At 61.7% G+C, this 18,961-nt stretch carries 18 protein-coding genes; 14 read left to right on the top strand and 4 right to left on the bottom strand.

Features of this window, described 5'->3' with window-relative positions:
- Window positions 1-223 precede the first annotated feature (223 nt).
- The 9 genes from LOZ74_RS12500 to LOZ74_RS12460 all read left to right on the top strand — a co-directional run bounded on the left by LOZ74_RS12500 (window position 224) and on the right by LOZ74_RS12460 (window position 11,327).
- Window positions 224-2,974, top strand: coding sequence for a LuxR C-terminal-related transcriptional regulator (locus LOZ74_RS12500; RefSeq protein ID WP_230280560.1), 2,751 nt, complete (start codon window positions 224-226; stop codon window positions 2,972-2,974).
- Window positions 2,975-3,056: 82 nt separating this feature from the next.
- Window positions 3,057-3,986 carry a 3-keto-5-aminohexanoate cleavage protein gene (locus LOZ74_RS12495; protein ID WP_230291474.1) on the top strand — a complete coding sequence of 310 codons (930 nt, stop codon included), beginning with the start codon at window positions 3,057-3,059 and terminating at the stop codon, window positions 3,984-3,986.
- Between the two features lie 105 nt (window positions 3,987-4,091).
- A complete protein-coding gene (locus LOZ74_RS12490; RefSeq protein ID WP_230280562.1) occupies window positions 4,092-5,093 on the top strand; it encodes an LLM class flavin-dependent oxidoreductase in 1,002 nt (333 codons plus the stop codon).
- Window positions 5,094-5,099: 6 nt separating this feature from the next.
- Window positions 5,100-7,412, top strand: a complete 2,313-nt coding sequence (gene cofH, locus LOZ74_RS12485; RefSeq protein WP_230291473.1) for a 5-amino-6-(D-ribitylamino)uracil--L-tyrosine 4-hydroxyphenyl transferase CofH — start codon at window positions 5,100-5,102, stop codon at window positions 7,410-7,412.
- A 22-nt stretch (window positions 7,413-7,434) separates the two neighbouring features.
- Entirely contained in the window at window positions 7,435-8,085 is a 651-nt protein-coding gene (gene npdG, locus LOZ74_RS12480) for an NADPH-dependent F420 reductase (RefSeq protein ID WP_230280564.1), read from the top strand.
- 2 nt (window positions 8,086-8,087) lie between these two features.
- Complete coding sequence (gene cofE / locus LOZ74_RS12475) at window positions 8,088-8,843, top strand: coenzyme F420-0:L-glutamate ligase (protein WP_230280565.1); 756 nt, start codon at window positions 8,088-8,090, stop codon at window positions 8,841-8,843.
- On the top strand, window positions 8,840-9,766 hold the full coding sequence (cofD, locus tag LOZ74_RS12470; protein ID WP_230291472.1) for a 2-phospho-L-lactate transferase: 927 nt from the start codon (window positions 8,840-8,842) through the stop codon (window positions 9,764-9,766). The genes cofE and cofD overlap by 4 nt, the downstream gene beginning before the upstream one ends.
- On the top strand, window positions 9,766-10,329 hold the full coding sequence (gene cofC, locus LOZ74_RS12465) for a 2-phospho-L-lactate guanylyltransferase (RefSeq protein WP_230280567.1): 564 nt from the start codon (window positions 9,766-9,768) through the stop codon (window positions 10,327-10,329). The genes cofD and cofC overlap by 1 nt, the downstream gene beginning before the upstream one ends.
- 77 nt (window positions 10,330-10,406) lie before the next feature.
- Entirely contained in the window at window positions 10,407-11,327 is a 921-nt protein-coding gene (locus tag LOZ74_RS12460; protein WP_230280568.1) for a TIGR03619 family F420-dependent LLM class oxidoreductase, read from the top strand.
- A 19-nt stretch (window positions 11,328-11,346) separates the two neighbouring features.
- Here LOZ74_RS12460 and LOZ74_RS12455 read toward each other — a convergent pair whose 3' ends face one another.
- Both LOZ74_RS12455 and LOZ74_RS12450 read right to left on the bottom strand, forming a co-directional pair.
- Entirely contained in the window at window positions 11,347-12,162 is an 816-nt protein-coding gene (locus LOZ74_RS12455; protein ID WP_230291471.1) for an SDR family NAD(P)-dependent oxidoreductase, read from the bottom strand.
- Between the two features lie 2 nt (window positions 12,163-12,164).
- The gene (locus LOZ74_RS12450) at window positions 12,165-13,316 is read right to left on the bottom strand and encodes an ecdysteroid 22-kinase family protein (protein ID WP_230291470.1); all 1,152 of its coding nucleotides are present in this window, start codon (window positions 13,314-13,316) and stop codon (window positions 12,165-12,167) included.
- Window positions 13,317-13,482: 166 nt separating this feature from the next.
- On the opposite strand from LOZ74_RS12450, the gene LOZ74_RS12445 reads away from it, so the two are divergent.
- From LOZ74_RS12445 to LOZ74_RS12425, 5 genes are read left to right on the top strand one after another with little or no spacing between them, the layout of a single operon-like run.
- Complete coding sequence (locus LOZ74_RS12445; protein WP_230291469.1) at window positions 13,483-13,875, top strand: nuclear transport factor 2 family protein; 393 nt, start codon at window positions 13,483-13,485, stop codon at window positions 13,873-13,875.
- A complete protein-coding gene (locus tag LOZ74_RS12440; RefSeq protein ID WP_230291468.1) occupies window positions 13,872-14,294 on the top strand; it encodes a limonene-1,2-epoxide hydrolase family protein in 423 nt (140 codons plus the stop codon). The genes LOZ74_RS12445 and LOZ74_RS12440 overlap by 4 nt, the downstream gene beginning before the upstream one ends.
- Before the next feature lie 11 nt (window positions 14,295-14,305).
- Complete coding sequence (locus LOZ74_RS12435) at window positions 14,306-15,967, top strand: FAD-dependent oxidoreductase (RefSeq protein ID WP_230280572.1); 1,662 nt, start codon at window positions 14,306-14,308, stop codon at window positions 15,965-15,967.
- Window positions 15,892-16,599 carry an SDR family NAD(P)-dependent oxidoreductase gene (locus LOZ74_RS12430; RefSeq protein ID WP_230291467.1) on the top strand — a complete coding sequence of 236 codons (708 nt, stop codon included), beginning with the start codon at window positions 15,892-15,894 and terminating at the stop codon, window positions 16,597-16,599. Before LOZ74_RS12435 ends, LOZ74_RS12430 begins: the two co-directional genes overlap by 76 nt.
- Window positions 16,562-16,780, top strand: coding sequence for a hypothetical protein (locus LOZ74_RS12425; protein WP_230280574.1), 219 nt, complete (start codon window positions 16,562-16,564; stop codon window positions 16,778-16,780). The genes LOZ74_RS12430 and LOZ74_RS12425 overlap by 38 nt, the downstream gene beginning before the upstream one ends.
- 45 nt (window positions 16,781-16,825) lie before the next feature.
- Here the strand turns inward: LOZ74_RS12425 and LOZ74_RS12420 are convergent, their stop codons facing one another.
- Window positions 16,826-17,884 (bottom strand): LLM class flavin-dependent oxidoreductase, encoded by a 1,059-nt coding sequence (locus tag LOZ74_RS12420; RefSeq protein ID WP_230280575.1) that lies wholly within the window; start codon window positions 17,882-17,884, stop codon window positions 16,826-16,828.
- Window positions 17,881-18,948 carry an oxygenase gene (locus tag LOZ74_RS12415; protein ID WP_230280576.1) on the bottom strand — a complete coding sequence of 356 codons (1,068 nt, stop codon included), beginning with the start codon at window positions 18,946-18,948 and terminating at the stop codon, window positions 17,881-17,883. Before LOZ74_RS12415 ends, LOZ74_RS12420 begins: the two co-directional genes overlap by 4 nt.
- Between the last annotated feature and the right edge of the window lie 13 nt (window positions 18,949-18,961).

The raw sequence follows: 18,961 nt of genomic DNA, 5'->3' as shown, positions 1-18,961 counted from the left end.
TGCGACCGGGCGGATGCGTGTGTCATGCGCGGATTCTTGCATTCGTCCGCTGCCGGACGAATCCCCGCGAGGAATGGCGCACTCGCGGCGATTTGAAATTCATGCCCCCACTCCCCCTGGCTGCAAGATCATCGTCCTGCGCGCCGATAGCTTTATCGGATTGTGGGGTTATCGTCGCGCAAGCTCGTCACAACCTATCTGCGGATAGGAAATCGGGCTTGCCATGACGGATGCGCTGCACGATAACAGCCGCATCGTCGGCATACGACCGGCAGGGAGAGGTGAAGAGGTTAGCCACATGGGCTTAGTGCAAACCACGATCGTGCCGCCGCGTTCGGCGCACGCGTATGTGAAACGGGCCAGGATCGAAGGCCTGGCGGAAAAGATCGCAGGCTATCGCGCAGTCACGGTTATCGCTCCGGCCGGTTTCGGGAAGACAACCGCCATGCTGCGATGGGCCGATCTGCTGGCCGAACGAGGGCGTTCCGTTCTTTGGATCGCGGCGCGCGCCGGTGTCGACAGTCTCGACACCTTTCTCGAGGCGCTATCACAGGCCTGTGTCGTGTCGGGTCTTGGCATCGCTTCCAGCGACCCGCGTGCATGGTTCGTCGAGCTTGCCAAGCGATCGGGCGCAGCGCCGATCCTGTTCATAGACGATGCCCAGTTGCTACCCCGCGAGGTGCATGATTTCGTCGAGCAGCTGATTTTCAGTTCACGCGACGGATTGACGAGCGTCATGGCCTCGCGCGGTGAAAATGACATCAATCTCGCTCGCCTGCGATCGCTGGGATACCTGATGGAAGTCAGGATGGCGGACCTGTGTTTCGATGCAGAGGAAGCAAGCAGCCTGCTGCGGCAGGAAATCGGGGCAGAGCCCACTGCGGCGCAGATCCAGCGCATGATATTGGATACACAGGGCTGGGCCGCCGGCCTGATTCTGGCTTCCCAGACGTGGCACAAGGATAGTTTGCACGCGGAAATGCCTGAGCGGGCGGCCAGTCGGCTGCGTTACGAATATGCCAGCTATTTTCACGAGGAAGTGATCGAGGGCCTTCCGCAGGAATTGCGGAACTTCATCATCGACACCTCGATCCTGAAAGAACTGTCACCGTCTGCCTGCGCTGCGGTGATCGGCCAGAGCGAAGCGCGCAAATATCTCGACGAGGCTTTCGAGCGCGGCCTCTTCCTGATCGAACTGGACCGCGAGCAGGGCGAATATCGCCACTACAAGCTGTTCCGCGATATGGTTCTGGGGCGGCTCATGAAGCTGGCACCTGAACGCGCAGCCGAATTGCATCGGCGCGCCAGCCGCTTCTACGCTGAGGCCGGCAATTACCACCTTGCGCTGGAGCATGCCGAGCAAAGTACCGACCAGGAATTCCTTGCGTCGCAGATCGAAACCCTTGCCGAACAGATGATCTACGCGGGACTGATGCAGCGGCTTGACGAACTGGCTAGCCGGTTGCCGTGGCAGGTGGTCGAGGACAAGCCAGCGATCCTGCTGGCCATGTCATGGCGACGCAGCAGGCGACTGGCATTCACGTCCGCCGAACGCCTGATCGAATCGGCTGAAAAAGCCATCGAAAGTAAGATGGATGCCGGCGAGCTGGATGACTACGCAGCGCGCCAGCTGGATTTCCATGTGCGCCACCGCAAGGTTATGCTGCATGCCGCACGCGACGACATGGTCGCGGTTGAGGAGGAATGCGGCCCGCTGCTGGCCGATCTGGGTGACGATCACCCATATCTCAGCTGCACCCTGCTGGCCCAGCTGCTTTCCGCCCGCCGCGAACTTTTTCACTTCCACGACATGCTTCGGCTGGAAGGTGAATTGCGCAAGGCATTGGCGCGACCGGGTTCGGCCTTCGCATCGATTGCGCTCAAGTCGTCGGTCGCGCCAACGCTGGTCGCACAGGGCAAGACGGAAACCGCAAAGCAGTTCCTGCATGAAGCCCAGGAAATCGCGCGCCAGCGTGAAAGCGAGGTTGCGGGGCTGGGCGCGCTGCCGGCACTTCCGCTGGCCGAGATATTATACGAATGCGGCGAACTGGACGAGGCAGCCAGGTTGGTCGACCAGTATATGCCTTCTATTCGCCAATGGGGCTTCGTCGATCAGGTCGCGTCGGGATATCTCGTGCGCGCCCGGCTGGCGGCCGCCGATGGCGACCTCGCCTCGGCGCTTTCGGTGCTGGAAGAAGCGCATCTTGTCGCGATCGAATGCGGGCTTGACCGTTTGCGGGCCATGGTCGTGTCGGAACAGGTGCGCATTTTGATCAAGAACGGGCAGCTGGAACAGGCCGAAACGCTGTTCTATTCCTGCGACCTGGTGGGCGAAGGAGAACCTGTCCCCACGCTCAATCCGTCGCGGCTCAACGAATGGCTGGCGATTGCCTGGCTGCGGATCGAGATGCACCGGTTCCGGCTGGTGCGCTCGCGCAAGGTGGCGAAGCGCTGGCTGGAACTGGTACGCCGCCGCGGCGCCATCCGTTCCGCCCTGTCGTTCGAACTGCTTCTGGCCGAAATTGCGGTGCTGGCCGGCAACCGGTCCGAGGCGCGCCGCTCGGTGCGCGCTGCCGTGGAACTGGCCGAGACAGGTGGCTGGCTTCGTCCGTTTCTCGACGAAGGGGAAGCGATCGCAGCGCTGATCGTCGACGCCTATGGGAAGGGGCCGATCCTCGACGATCCGGTCGACAGGTTTGCCCATGGTTTGGTGAAGCTGCTCAAGGGAAATCCGCAGATTGATCAGGACGAAGAGGACGATGACGAGTTCGGCCCCAGCGGCGGCCTGTCGCTGCGCGAGATCGAGATTCTCACCCAGGTGAGCGGCGGCTTGCGCAACAGGGAAATCGGCGACCGCCTCGGCCTGACGGAAGGCACCGTCAAATGGTACATGCAGCAGATATACGACAAGCTGGGCGTTCGCCGCCGTCCGCAAGCCGTCTTGCGGGCAAGGCAGCTGGGAGTTTTGTCGTGACACCCTATCGAAGGTTAGATTGCGCCTGGTGCCGGAGGTTCTAGCGAAGGAGAAACTATAGCATTCGTGGCGGGAGAATATTGTGGCCAAGGGCAAGGTAATCATCAGCTGCGCGGTGACCGGCGCGATCCATACGCCGAGCATGTCGCCGCATTTGCCGGTGACCGCTGACGAGATTGCGGAAGCGGCCATCGGCGCGGCGGAAGCGGGCGCGGCCATCATTCATTTGCACGCCCGCAATCCCAAGAACGGGCGACCGGACCAGAATCCCGATCTCTACGAACCCTTCCTCAAGGTCATCAAGCAGCGGACCGATGCGGTGCTGAACATCACCACCGGCGGCCATCCCTCAATGACGCTGGAGGAAAGGTTGAGACCGGCAACGCGTTTCGCACCGGAAGTCGCCAGCCTCAACATGGGTTCGATGGGGTTCGGCCTGTTCCCGATGCTGAACCGCTACAAGGACTGGAAATACGACTGGGAGCCGGCCACGCTTGAGGCATCGCGCGACCTTGTATTCAAGAACACCTACAAGGATATCGAAGGGCTGCTGGAACTGCTTTCCCCGCTGGGCACGCGGTTCGAGTTCGAATGCTATGATACCAGCCATCTGTACAATCTGGCGCATTTCCTCGATCGCGGGCTGGTGAAGGCTCCGCTGTTCGTTCAGACCTGCTTCGGCATCCTTGGGGGCATCGGCAGCCACCCTGATGATATCCAGCACATGAAGCGCACGGCGGACAGGCTCTTCGGCGACCAGTATGAATGGTCGGTGCTGGGGGCCGGCGCACGCCAGATGAGCATTGTCGCCATGGCGGCATCGATGGGCGGCAATGTTCGTGTGGGTCTTGAAGATTCGCTTTGGGCCGGACCGGGCCGTCTGGCCGAAACGAATGCCGAACAGGTCGCAACCGCCAAGGCCATCGTGGAAGGCATGGGCCTGTCCGTGGCAACGCCTGACGAAGCGCGCCAGATCCTTGATCTCAAGGGCGGCGACCGGACCAGTATCTGAGCAGGAAATGATCCACGCAAGACCAGGACGCTACTGGGGACGCGGCGATAGTCAGCGCAATCACCTTGCGGCGCCGTTCCGTTGCGTTTGCTGGGAACGCGATCGATGAAGCTGGGTATTTGTTCGATGTGGGGAACCTCGCTGGACTTGTTCCGCAGCGAGGTGAGGCTGGCGGCAGAGCTGGACTATGATCTGGTCACGGTCGGGGATTCGCCGTCCGGCTGGCATGAAATGGTCACCTCCATGACATTGGCGGCACTGGAAGCGCCCAAGGCGCTGATCGGCTCGCTTGTGACATCTCCGTTCATGCGCCACCCGCTCGTCGCGGCCAGTGCCTTTGCCACCATCAACGATTTGACGGGCGGGCGGGCGGTCATGGGATTTGCGACAGGGGGCAGCACGGTCCTGGCCGTGGGGCGCGCACCGGCCACGCAAAAGGAAGTGCGCGCCGAACTGGTCGCCCTGCGCCAGCTTTTCGCCGGCGAAGAGATCGAGTGGGAAGGGCGGCCCGTCAAATCGCTTCGCTTCGCGCGCAAGGTTCCGATCTATTATTCCGCTTTCGGCCCTAAGGCGCTCGCGCTTGCAGGAGAGCTTGCCGATGGAGCGATCCTGTTTGCAGGCGATCAGAGCCTCGATGCGCTGGAGCATAGGATTGACGCGCTGCGCGATGCCGCCACCAGGGCGGGCCGCGATGCCGATGCGCTCGACATCTGGGTGACCAGCTATATTTCGGTGCGCGAGCAGCGGCAGCAGGCCATCGACGACCTGAAGGCTTTTATTGCCGTCAATGCGATGGCCTTTCGTACGCCCGAGACGTTGGCGATGCTGCCCGATAATGTCCGCCCGCTCGTCCAGGCTTTTCAGGCACGTTATGATCCATCGGAACATGTCGTGGTCGGCGGACGCAACGTTCGGCTGATGGACGAGATGGGGCTCACCGAATTCCTGCAGGATTTCGATACGATCGCGGGACCTGAAGACCACGTGGCAGGGGTCATGGCCAGGATGGAAGCGATGGGTGTTTCCACGCTTATCGCCGCACTTCCCGGGCATGCCGATCCGCTCACGACGATCCGCGGCCTCGCAGCCGCAAGAAAGAGAATGTAACGCGATATGGCACAATGGTGGAACAGGACCGAAGCGCGCGATTGGCTGGACAGGCTGGAGCGTTTCTCGCTGGACGAACTGGCCGCAGAGGCCGAGGCCAAGACGATTGCGGCGCATGGCGCGGTGGTCACCTATTCGCGCAAGGTTTTCATACCGCTGACGAAATTGTGCCGCGATGTTTGCCATTACTGCACGTTCGCTCACCGCCCGTCGCAACTGACGGCGCCGTTCCTCGAACCGGAAGAAGTGCTTGAGATCGCCCGCGCAGGCGAACAGCGCGGTTGCCGCGAAGCATTGTTCACTCTGGGCGACCAGCCCGAGGCCCGCTATTCCGCCGCCCGCCGGTGGCTGGACGAGCGCGGCTTCGCCAGCACGCTGGACTATCTGGCGCATGTCGCCGCGCTTGTCCTCGAAGAAACGAGCCTTCTGCCGCATCTCAACCCCGGGATCATGACGGCTGCCGATTACGAAAAGCTGCGCCCAGTTTCGGCTTCGATGGGATTGATGCTGGAAAGCACGTCGGACCGGTTGTGCGCCAAGGGCATGCCGCATTACGGGTCGCCCGACAAGATACCGGAAGTCCGCCTGAAATCCCTGCGCGATGCTGGCGAGGCAAAGGTGCCCTTTACCACCGGCCTGCTGATCGGGATCGGCGAAACGCGGCTGGAACGGGTGGAGGCACTGCTTGCAATCCGCGATCTGCATGCGCGCCATGGCCATATCCAGGAAGTCATCATCCAGAACTTCCGCGCCAAGACCGGGACGCTGATGGCAGCAACGCCCGATATCGGGCTCGACGAACATCTCTGGACGACCGCCGCTGCCCGCTTGATCCTTCAGGCGGAAATGGTGGTGCAGGCACCGCCCAACCTGCAGCCGGGACAGCTGGGCAAGCTTATCCGTGCGGGCGTCAACGACTGGGGCGGGGTTTCGCCGGTCACGCTCGACCATGTGAACCCCGAAGCGCCCTGGCCACATCTTGAGCAGCTGGAGACCCAGACCGAGGAGGCCGGTCGGCACCTGCGCCAGCGGCTTGCCATCGGCCCGGCATTCGCTCGTGCACCCGGATTGTGGACGGACGAGGCGCTTCAGCCGCGCATTCGAAGGGCCATCGATGCGCGCGGACTACCGCGAGACAGCGACTGGCATCCCGGCACCGGCGGGGCGATACCTGAAGGGCCGATGTCCATCGGTATCGGAGGGGACAAGGAAATCCGCATAGCCCTGGGCCGGGTTGAGCACGGCGAGGAGCTTGGCGCGTTCCACATCGAAAGAATGTTCGGGGCCGAAGGCCGCGATTTCGAGCGGATCTGCCGCGTTGCCGACGAATTGCGGCATGACAGGGTGGGCGATACCGTCACCCATGTGATCAATCGCAACATCAACTATACCAATATCTGCCTCTATCGCTGCGGATTCTGTGCCTTTTCCAAGGGCAGCACCAAGAGCGAGCGCGGCCCGGCGTACAATATCGACCATGCCGAAATCGCCCGCCGCACGGTCGAAGCGCGCGAACGCGGCGCGAGCGAGGTGTGCCTGCAAGGGGGCATCCACCCCAGCTATGACGGCAACACTTATCGCGGGATCGTGCAAGCGGTGAAAGATGCGGTGCCGGACATGCATGTCCACGCGTTCTCGCCGCTGGAGGTGCATCACGGCGCCACCACGCTGGGGCTGGATTACGAAGATTACCTCGCTTCGCTGAAGGAATGCGGGCTGGCGACATTGCCGGGAACCGCGGCGGAAATCCTGTCGGACGATATCCGCGACATCATTTGCCCCGACAAGCTCTCGACCGGCGAATGGCTAGCGGTGATGCAGGCTGCGCACAAGGTGGGGCTGAAGACCACATCCACCATCATGTTCGGCCATGTCGAAACCTATGCTCACTGGGCCACGCATCTGCTGCGCCTGCGCGAATTGCAGATGGAAACGGGTGGATTCACCGAATTCGTGCCCTTGCCGTTCGTCCATATGGAGGCGCCGAACTGGCGGCGCGGGCAGACCCGCTCTGGCCCGACATGGCGCGAAACAGTACTGATGCATGCCGTTTCCCGTATTGCGCTCGACGGTGCCATTCCGAATATTCAGGTCAGTTGGGTAAAGCTGGGTCCGGAGGGCGCGGCCCGCATCCTTCAGGCAGGGGCAAATGATCTGGGCGGGACGCTGATGGACGAATCGATCACGCGCGCTGCGGGCGGCGTCAACGGACAGGAATTCGGTGTTCCCGAAATGCGCGCGCTGGCCCATGGCATCGGTCGCCGTCTGCAGGAACGCACCACGGTTTACGGTCTGGCTACAGGCGAGACCGTCGCATAATTTGACAGGATTGGAATAGTTTATGAGCCAGACGATCGCAGTAGTCGGCGGCACGGGCAATCTGGGCAGTGCGATAGCATGGCGGATTGCCAAGGCAGGGCATCAGGTGATCATCGGATCGCGCTCTGCCGAAGCGGCCATTGCCCGGGCAGAGGAACTCGGCCACGGGCTGACCGGCATGGCCAATGCCGATGCGGCGCGAGCGGGTGACATCGTGCTAGTCACCGTGCCCTTTTCCGCCCAAGCGGCGACGCTGGCCGATATCAAGCCGCATGTCGCCGGCAAAATCGTCGTCGATACGACGGTCCCGCTCGTTCCGCCCAAGGTGATGCGCGTCCAATTGCCCGACGAAGGTTCGGCGGCAGTCTGCGCTAGCAATCTGCTGGGCGACGATGTCCGGTTGGTCGCGGCGTTCCACAATGTCGCGGCGCATCGCCTGGCAGAGGATGGCTTCGTCGATTGCGACATTCTGGTGTTCGGTGACGACAAGGCGGCACGTGCCGAAATCGTCGCACTGGCAGAAGCCATCGGGCAACGCGGAATCCATGCCGGCCCGCTGGTCAACGCGGCGGCTGCCGAGGCGATGACCTCGCTGCTCATCTTCATCAACAAGAACTACAAGGTGGACGGCGCCGGAATTCGCATCACGGGCGAATTGAACGCCCCCGATTGACGATGTTCAGCGTACATCCCGTCGGCGATTTGCCCGAATTCCTTGGTGGCGATGACCTGCCTTCCATTTTGGCGGATCGACTCGCCCAAGGCGATCCCGGCCTTGCGCCCGGCGATATCCTTGTCGTCACGCAGAAAATCGTATCGAAGTCGGAAGGCAGGATGGTCGCGCTCTCGTCGGTCGAATTTAGCGACAGCGCGCGCGATCTTGCCCGCCAGACCTGTAAAGACCCCGCGCTGGTCGAGCTGGTGCTGCGCGAATCCAGCGACCTGGTGAGAGCGGTGCCCAATGTGCTGATAACGCGGCACAGGCTGGGCCATGTGATGGCGAATGCCGGCATCGATGCCTCCAATCTGGGTACCAGTGGCGAGGAAAAGGTGCTTTTACTGCCCGAAGATCCCGATGCTAGCGCGGCCCGCATCGCCCATGCATGCCACGCCCGAACCGGCATCAGGCCCGGTGTTATCATCTCCGACAGCTTTGGCCGTCCATGGCGGATCGGGACGACCAATGTGGCGATCGGCGTGGCTGGTCCTCCCGCCGTGATCGATGAGCGTGGCAAGCCCGACAGGGACGGGCGGATCATGCAGGTGACGCAAATCGCCTTCGCCGATGCCGCAGCGGGAGCGGCCGGGCTTGTGATGGGCGAGGGCCCCGAGGGCTTGCCGGCCTGCGTGCTGCGCGGCCTGCCATGGCAGCACGGCGACCAGACCAGCCGGAACCTGCTGCGTCCGGCGGGCGAGGATTTGTTCCGATGAGCGCACGAGTCACTGTCCTGACCGGAGGCGTGGGCGGCGCCAAGCTGGTCGAGGGCTTGCAGCAGATCGTGCCCGGCACTCACCTGACGGCGATCGTGAACACTGGCGATGATTTCGAGCATTTCGGCCTGCCGATTTCGCCCGATATCGACACCTTGCTCTACACGCTGGCCGGGCTGTCCAATGCCCGTCTCGGCTGGGGCCGCGAAGGTGAAACATGGTCATTCATGGATGCGGTAAAGAGCCTTGGCGGCGAGGACTGGTTCAACCTCGGCGATGGCGACCTCGCGCTGCATGTCTTGCGCCGCATGGCCAGGGACGCGGGCCAGCCTCTGTCTGAAATCGTGCGGGGTTTTGCCCTCCAATGGGGTCTAGGCCTGACCATCCTGCCGATGAGCGACGATCCCGTCGCGACTTGGCTGCAAACGGACGAGGGATTGTTGCCCTTCCAGCGCTATTTCGTGGCGCGGCGGTGCGAACCGCGCGTCAATGCGATCCGCTTCGAAGGTGCCGATGCCGCCTTGCCGGCACCGGGCGTGGTGGCGGCCATCGAAGCCGCCGATATGATCCTGATCGCGCCATCCAACCCGTGGCTCAGCATCGATCCCATATTGGCGGTTCCCGGCCTGCGCCAGGCGCTGGAACGCAGGAATGCGCCGCTGGTCGCGGTGTCGCCGCTGGTGGGCGGAAAAGCGGTCAAGGGGCCGACGGCCAAGCTGATGGACGAAATGGGCCTTTCGGTGACGAACCAGACGATTGCCGAACATTACGGCGATTTGCTGGATGCGATGCTTGTGCACCAGGGCGACCCTCACCCTTCCGACCCTCCTTGTGCCGAAACCGACACGCTCATGAACTCGGCGCAGGACAGGCACCTTGTCGCGGTTGCCGCTATGGATCTGGCCGAACGATCGTCGCGCTGATGGCATGGACGGCGCTAGTCCCGATCCGCACCGGCCCTGCGGGCAAGTCCCGGCTGAAAGGAGTGCTGGATGCCGACGCACGCGGGCGTCTGGCATTAGACATGGCATGGCACGTGATCGACGTTCTGGCGCAATGTCCGGCGATCGACCGGAGAGTCGTGCTTTCGAATGAGGCCTTCGACCATCCGGCGACCGATTGGGCCAAAGACGGCGGGCTGGGGCTTAATGCCGAGATTTCGGCGTTTCGGCACGGGTTCGGTGCGTCGCCGCTGCTTGTGATCCACGCAGACCTGCCCTTGTTGGCGCGGGACGATGTCGACGCTCTACTTGACGCGGCAGCTCTCCATGGCGCGGCCCTTGCGACGGATCGATTGGGGCAGGGCACCAATGCATTGGCACTGGCTGACGGTCGGTCGTTCTCGTTCCAATTCGGGCAGGGCAGTCGCATTCTTCACTGCGCCTTGGATGTTGCCATGCCCGTATTTCAGCGGACGGGCCTGTCGGCCGATCTCGATACACCTGCCGACTTGGAGTTCCTGCAGGAACGCGGACTGCGTGTCTAAACCGCCTTTCTTCCGGCAGGTAGTTTGACCGCGCCGGACTGTTATCCGCCCGGCACACCAGCGCAGGAGAGGCAGTCATGAAACTGAGTATCGGTATCCCCAAGAGTATGAAGGTTGCCGCCATGGTCCAGCCATGGGAGGATCCGCTGACCGGAGCCGATGTCGGGGAACTGATGGCGGTCGCGGACCAGCTCGGCTTCTACAAATGCATGCTGGGTGAACATTTCGTCATTCCGAAGGAACATATCGAGCTGTCGGGCGACTGGTATTTCCACACTGCCGTGGCGCTCGGGTTTTATGGAGGGCAGACGAAAAACCTGCGCCTTGCGTCCTCGATCTCCATCCTGCCGCTGCAAAGCCCCATCGTGCAGGCCAAGGCATGGTCGACGCTCGACTGGCTGACGGGTGGTCGGGCAGAGCCGATATTCGGCGTCGGCTGGCTGAAGGAAGAATTCGACATGCTGGGCGTGCCGTTCGAAAAACGCGGCGCGATGGCGGATGAATATATTGCGGCGATGATTGAACTCTGGACGAAGCACGATCCGGAATTCGAGGGCGAATTCGTCAGCTTCAAAAATTGCGGTTTCGCGCCCAAGCCGCTTCAGAAACCGCACATGCCGATCTGGTTTGGCGGCGATGCGCCTGCAGTTCAGCGGCGGGTGGCGAAGTTCGGCAATGGCTGGTCCCCGTTCCGCACACCGCCCGAAAGCTTTCCCGACTGCATCGACTACATCAAGTCACAACCGGAATATGACGGTAGGCGGCTGGAGATGTTCTTTGCCCTCGAAATGCTGAACGTCGGTGCGCATCACGAAATCCTGGATGATGCCCGCGCGCCGGGGACAGAGGACAAGCAGAAGATCATCGACCAGATCGGCTGGCTGAAGGAATTGGGCATTACCGAAACCATCGTGCCCTTGCCGCCGGGCCTGTCGGGAAAGCAGGCATGGATTGACCGCCAGCACTGGGTCGCCGAGGAAATCATGCCGGCTATCTGACCGATAAGGTTTCTTCCCGTTACCCCGGCATTGCTGCGAACATGTCCAGCATGTCGGCGTAATGGGGCTGGTGGTGAGCGATGCCGCCGTCGGCCGAGATGATCTGGCCGGTGACAAAGCCCGAAAGATCCGACGCCAGCCACAGCACGGCGCCCGCGATATCATCCGCGACGCTTTCGCGGGGCAGAAGCACGTGGCGCTGGATCATGGCGAGTTGATGGTCGGTCATTTGCGCGCGCGCCACGGGGCTGAGTACGAGGCCGGGCAGCACGGCATTGCAGCGGATATTGGCCCGCCCGAACTGCGTGGCCGTATTGCGCGTCAGCGCATTCACCGCGGCCTTGGACGCGCTATAGGCAGGATTGAGCACGTCGCCGAGCAGCGAAACGCCCGAGCTGGTATTGATGATAGAACCGCCGCCCGCTGCGATCATGTGCGGAACGACATGCTTGGTCACGAACATCGTGCCGCGCACATTGATGTCGAAGGCCGCGTCCCACACTTCGGACTCCATTTCGGCCAGCGAGCGGTCACGTGTCATCTGCTGGGCGCCGGTATTGGCCGCATTGTTGTGGAGGACGTCGATTCTGCCGAATTCGTCGACCGCCGCGGCCACCATTGCAGCGACGCTGGCTTCGTCGCCCAGGTCGACCTTCAGGGCGATGGCATTGCCGCCGGTCGCAACAATCGCGGATGCCACCCGCCGGGCGCCTTCGTCGTCGATATCGGCAATTGCGACCGACGCGCCGTTCGCGGCCAGCATGCGGGCGCAGGCTTCCCCGATATTGGCGGCGCCGCCGGTAACGATGGCGATCTTGCCCTCGACCAGACCCATTCCTATTCCCCCAGAAGCTGCCATGTGCCGTAATCCTCGGCGGCCGTGAAAAAGCGTTCGTTCATGGGAAGGCCGTTCTGTCCCCACTCATCGAGATTGGCGACCCAGGCTTGCAATCCGTACATCACGAAAAGCCGCGTCTGTTCCCATGCCTCATCAAAATCGGGAACGCCCTGCGCACCGGTCGCGATCAGATATTCGCGATATTGCTTCACTATGTCCTTGTGATGCTTGCGACGCTCCTCGATACTGAGCGCGCCGATCACGAAATAGGTCAGGTCGCGCCATGGGCGGCCGCGACGGACCAGCTGCCAGTCCAGCCAGAGCCGGTCGCCGTCGGGCAGGATATAGGTATTGCCCTGATGGCAGTCGCCCAGCACGATGCAATGCGGCGCATCATAGGCCCGCTCAAGTTCGCCCAGACGGTCGAATGCGCGCTCCACCTTGCGCGGATCGTCAAGGTAATGCTGCGGCGCGATGGCGCGAAAAGCGGGATCCTCCAGATTGGCTTCGATCCATTGCCACATGATCCGCACCTGATCGCTGTCGACAGGCGTGTCCATCTGGGTCTGGAGCCATGGGGCATTGGCGGTGCTGATTTTCTCGCTCCCCCAAAGGCTGCCATGCAGCCTGGCGAGGCCTTCGAGGTTGTCGATGATCATATCGACGCCATTGGCATCGGTGCTGTGGCCGAACTTGCCGCCGCGCTGCACCAGGTCTTCCAGCACCACGAAGCCGTGCGCACTGCCGTCATCGTCCCAATCGGCGTAATAGCATTTGGCCGTCGGCACTTTCATCTCGCCGATCAGGAAGTGGTAAAAGCGCGCTTCGACGGCGTGAATATCGACATTGTCGAACGATCCCGACCAGTTCGCCTTCATGCAGACATGCTCGGGCAGTCCCGCGGCCTTGCCCGCATCGTTCCAGTCGACTTTCACGCGCCATTTGGTCGTGTGGCTGTTAAGCAGTTGGACGGTTTCCATGCTGCGCGCCGCGACGCCCGGATATTTATAGCTCATCATCCGGCCCAGCCACTCGGCGTCGACATCCTCCAGCCTTGTCGGCAGCTTGTCGGTGCGCGCGGGATAGGGACGCGGCACGCAATTCGTGTCGACGACGGCGCTTTTATATTGGGCGGGGGCGTGCGGATCCAACGGTCAGCTCCTTGCGATCTGTCTGTTTTCGAACCGGCGTCGCGATGTGCGGCATGGTCCTCTCTTGTCGCCATGCTTCGCAGAGTGCCTGATGGAGCAACCTGTCCAAGGAAAGGGGCGGGACGGGACGGGCAGGGGGATGAAGCGGCGACGGGGAGAGACCGAAATGACTCAGAACGAACAGAACAAGGATATCGTGCGCCGCTTCCTCGGCGCGGTCGAAACCGGCGAGCTTGAAGTAATCGAGCAATTGCAGGCGCCAGAATGCACGTGGTGGATGATCGGATCGGGCGAAATATCGCGGGAAGCCTATACCGACGCGGTCAAGGGCATGCTGCTGACCGCTTCGTACCGCAAGGTTCGCATCGTGGGCATGGTCGCGGAAGGCGACACGGTTGCGGCAGAGGTGCGGTCGGAAATGCATTTCGGCGACCGAGTCTATGCCAATGAATATCACGATCTATTCGTGATCAAGGATGGTTTGATCGTCCACGGACGCGAGTATTTCGATACCGGCAAGGTCGCCGCCTTTTTCGGCGCGCAGGAAGGTGCAGCATGAACGCCGAAACCGTCGTCCGGCAATTCCTGTCCTTGTTCCACACCCGCAAGCTGGATGTGGGGGCAGTACGCTCGATGCTGGCTGACGATGCCCGGTATCAGCCGGTCGTGCCGATCGCTCCGCTAAGGCATGGCGCGGACGCCATTTGCGAAGAGCTGGAGCGACAATACGAACTGTATGACGAATGCGCCTGCGATATTCGCAATGTCGCCGCTGCGGGATCGACCGTTTTTACGGAACGGGTCGACACGTGCCGGCAGCTGAAGGACGGACGGGAAACCACAACCCATGTCGTCGGCGTGTTCGATCTGGATGATGCCGGCCGGATCGTCTGGTGGCGGGAATATTGGGACGGGCTCGATTGCGCGGGCCAGTTGGGGATCGACGACAAGGCCATGCGATCGATCATGTGTGCGTGAAGGGAAATTCGATGCAGTACGACGTCGTGGTGATGGGTTCCGGCGGTGCGGGGCTGACGGCAGCGCTGGTCGCCGCAAAAGCGGGTTGCAAGGTGGCCGTGCTGGAAAAGGCGCCGCATTTCGGCGGGACAACGGCCATTTCCGGTGGCGGGGTCTGGATACCCGAAAGCCCGCAGGCCGTTGCGGCGGGGGTGGACGACAGCAGGCAGAAGGCGCTGGATTACTCGCTTGCCGTCGTCGGCAACCGGGCAGAGCGCGAGCTGATCGAGGCCTATATCGAAACCGGTCCGGAAATGGTGAAATGGCTTGAGGCCAATAGTTCGGTCCATTTCCTCCTCTCGCCCCCGTCAAGCGACTGGTACCCCGAGGTCGAGGGCGCGATGCACGAGGGGCGGTTGCTCGCTCCGGCCGAATATGATGCCAAGCAGCTCGGCTCAGATTTCGACAATCTGTCTAAGCCGCGCGAGGAATTCAACGCGCCCGGCGGGATGATGATCGATTTGTTCGACCTGCCCTATATCGCCAAACTGCCGCAACCCGGTGCGTTGTGGTACATGGCCAAGATCGCCGTTCGTTTTGCTTTCGACAAGAAGAAGCTGGGACGCGGCTCACGCTTGACGATGGGCAATGCGCTGATGGGCAGGCTTTACCGTTCGGTGCTGGACGCGGGGGTGGACCTCTACGCCAGCGCACCGGTCGAAAGACTGCTTACCGATCGCGGCAGGGTCACGGGCGTCGTCGCGACCATAGACGGCAAGCAAGCCGAGATTTCGGCCGACAAGGGCGTCGTTCTGGCGGCTGGCGGTTTTTCCGCCAACGAACAGATGCGCAAGGCATATCTGCCCTATGCCGAGCAGCATGTTTCCATCCTGCCGTATCATAATACCGGAGACGGCATAAATGCGGCGACTGCTTCGGGAGCCGTTCTGGGCACCGACAACCATGCCAATGCGGTCTGGGCCGTGGTATCAAAGCGGACGCGCGATGATGGCTATGTCGAACGCTACGCGCATCTGATCGACATGTCGAAGCCCGGCTGCGTCGCCGTGGGCAAGGACGGCAAACGCTTTGGCAACGAAGCCGGGGTCCATTTTGTCGAGGACATGCACGCGACCGGCAATGTGCCCGCCTGGATCATCTCGAACGCGAAGAACGTCAAGAAATACGGCATGGGCCTGTCACTTCCGGGGGGCAGCAAGATGAAGGAACTCGTTGCGTCCGGCTATATGAAAAAGGGCAATACACTGGCCGAACTGGCCGCCCGGATTGGGGTCGATCCCAAGGCGCTGGAAGCAACCGCCGCGCGGGTCGATGCCGATGCGAAAACCGGGCGCGACAGCGAATTCGGCAAGGGCGACACGCTGATCGACCAGGAAATCGGCGATCCCGCTCACAAGCCCAATCCATGCTTTGGGCCGATCGGCGCGGGGCCATATTACGCGGTCCAGATCTTCCCCGGTGACGGATCGACGACCGTTGGCGTGAAGATCGACGCGCAATGCCGCGTCAAGGATGAGAGCGGTCAGCCGATCCCGGGCCTCTGGGCCGCCGGGCTGGATGCCAATTCGATCTGGCAGGGCAAGTCTCCGGCGCATGGATGCAATGTCGGTCCGGCACTGGTGACCGGCTTTATCGCAGGCAGGAGTATCACGGCATCAAAACAGCAGTCGTAACCGGAGCAAGCTCGGGCATTGGCCTGGTCGTCGCGCGTGAACTGGCGCGCGACGGCTGGCGTGTGATCGCGCAAGGCCGTCATCCCGCGCGCTGTGAAGCCGCGCTTGCGGAAATCCGCTCTGCCGCGCCCGGGGCGCAGGTCAACATGCTGAGAGCCGACTTGTCGATCATGGACAAAGTGGACGCGTTCGCATCGCAGGTCGCAGCATCGACCGACCGCATCGACCTGTTGGTGAACAATGCAGGCGCCACGCCGTCGAGGCGGGTGGAAACCGCCGACGGATTTGAACAGACCTTTGCCGCCAATCACCTTGCCGTTTTCCTGCTGACCGACCGCCTGCTGCTCTTACTGAAGGCGGCGGCACCCGGATCACATGTGGTCACGACCGCATCGGTCGCGTTCAAATTCATCAAGGACATGAAGTGGGACGATCTGCAGCAGGTGCAGTCATTCAGCGCCAGCGATGCCTATACTCAGTCCAAGCTCGCCAATATCTTGTTCACGCGGGAAATGGCGAAGCGGGTCAAGCATGCGTGCATCCCGGCGTCGTGCAAGCCAACTTCGACAGTCACGGCAATCTTGCGTCAAGCTGATGTATTTCTTCGCAAAACCGTTCTCGCTGACGCCTGAACAGGGCGCGGATACAATACTCTGGCTTGCAAGGGGCGGGGCGCCAGATGCGACCGGCCAGTATTTCTCCAAGCGCAAGCCCGCCGGATTGTCGGTCGCTGCGCAGAGCGAGCAAGGCGCCGCACGCTTGTGGGACATCAGCACGGAGCTGGCCGCCAAAGCCGGCCAGGCTGTCGGCTAAAGCCGGGAAAGGCGGGGTGGGGCTTTGCCGCCCCGCCTGCCGGTTCTACTTTTCGCGGCGTTTCGCCTCGGCCACCATCGCGAACAGGCCCTCATTATACTTGGTCAGCTGTTCCATGGTGAGATTGCGATAGGGCGTCATCGGGCAGAGCGAATCCACCACGCCCCAGAAGGGTTCCAGTTCTTCGAGCACTTCGTCGACCGGCCCGCATTTCACGAAGGCCTGCACCATTTCGTCGCTGACCTTGTCGATCACGCCCGAAACGTCGCCATGTTCGCCAGCGGCCAGCTGGCAATCGCGTGCGAGATCGCCAAAACCGATGGAATTGAAAAAGTCTTCGTATTCCTTGTAACCGGCATAACCCGCCACGGTGGCACGGCTGTCGTCGATCGCCTGCTGCTTGTCGTCATTGATGGCGACCCATGGCCATGCATTGATTTCGACATCCGCGCGTTTGCGGCCGAAGCGGGCCAGTTCCGAATGGATGAAATCGTTCTTCTGAACCGTATAGTCGACGGTCCAAAGCGCATGGACCATCAACCCGTCGGCGATTTCCAGCGACATGCTGGTCAGCTTGTCCTTGAGCGCGGCGATCCAGATCGGAATATTCTCGCGCACCGGGGGCGCGGTCATCATTTTTTCCGTCCATTCCAGATCGTAATACTCGCCGTGCAGCGGTTCCATGTCCTTGTGGCTGTTCGCGTTCACATAGCGCACGATCTTCACCACTTCGCGCAGGTGGGTCAGCAGCTTGCGGTGCGGCTCGCCATAGATCCCCTCAAGCGCGCTGTGCAGCGAGGTGCCCAGACCAAGGACGAAACGACCCTGGCTGATCGTGTCGCATTCGATCGCGCAATAGGCGGTTTCAACCGGACTGCGGGTTCCCGCAACCGCAATGCCGGTCGAAACCTTCAGCGTATCGGTCATCGCCGCGACGGCGGCCATGGGCACAAAGGGCGCGCCATAGATCTGAAGCGAAAAGACCCCTTCGAATCCCACCTGCTCCATCTGTTTTGCCATGCCGCCCATCACCGGAGCGGGCAAAACGGGCATCACGCCCCACCACTTGCGCTCACCCCCCGTCGCATTGGTCAGTGTGGTCATGCTTTTTCATATCCTATAATGTCGCTGCAATCAGAGCTGACATTATCGCGATAGGTAAAATCGCCGCGCGCCTGTCTTTCGGCCAGTGCCAGCATCAGCACGCGATATTTCTGGCCCGCTTCGTCCAGCGGCGAATGCAAATCCTTGCGCTTTTCTGGCCGCATGTAACGTGGGCTCTGCGGCGAGGTCATGGAACTGTCCTGCCGCGAAACCTTGTAGCTCGCCTTGGGCATCATATAGCGGAAAAGATTGGTCTTTTTCACGTTCGACGTGTTCATTGCATAATCCAGCCGGGTCCGGTCGCGCGTTTCCGGAACGCAGGGGTGGAACAACTGGACATTGTCGCCCGGGCTGAAACGGCCATAGGCGATCGCGGCATGGCTGCGAAGGTAGATGCGGATAACCTGCCGTACCTGCTGCACATCGTCGCGCACGCCGCCAAAGATTTTCATGATCGGCGCGACGGACTTGTTCACGCAGGTCCGCACCATGGTGATGGTCTCGCTGTCGTGGAACACCTCGACCGTTTCCTTGTCCATCTTCTCGTCGCCCACGACGTCGGCGTGGATGAAGTCGGCATGGGTAAGGTCGATCAGGTTTTCGAGGCTGAGTGGCGCGCAGCAATCGAACCGCACGGTGCCCAGCATGTGCAGCGGCAGGCCGCCGTCCTCTGGCAGATAGGGAATGCTGGGAATATGTTCGGGCGCGGCATTTTCCGGCTTGCCGAGCCAGCCCCAGACATAGCCGTACTTCTCGATCACCGGATAGTGACCGGCCTCGTCGGTATATTCGCTCTTCCTCGCGGCAAGCTGGTCATTCGGGTGCGTTTCCGCGGCCACGACGCTGCCGTCGGGCTTTCGCCAGATGAAATAGGCGTGCGAATAGACCGCGCGCCGAATGGGTTTCTTGGCGACAGCGAAGCTGTGGGCCAGCGGAAACCATGCATCGGTCAGCATGATATCGTGCGGCAGCCAGGAATTGACCTTGGCCGCGAACTGGCGCGGATCGGCCGCGATCGGATCGTCATAAACCTCGGGAGCCGGATTGTCTTGAACGTCGAGCATGATCTGTTCCTTG

The sequence above is a fragment of the Croceicoccus sp. Ery5 genome (genome assembly GCF_020985325.1).
Lineage (GTDB): Bacteria > Pseudomonadota > Alphaproteobacteria > Sphingomonadales > Sphingomonadaceae > Croceicoccus.
The sequence above is the reverse complement of the archived record's forward strand: the minus strand, read 5'-3'. Positions and strand labels throughout refer to the sequence as shown.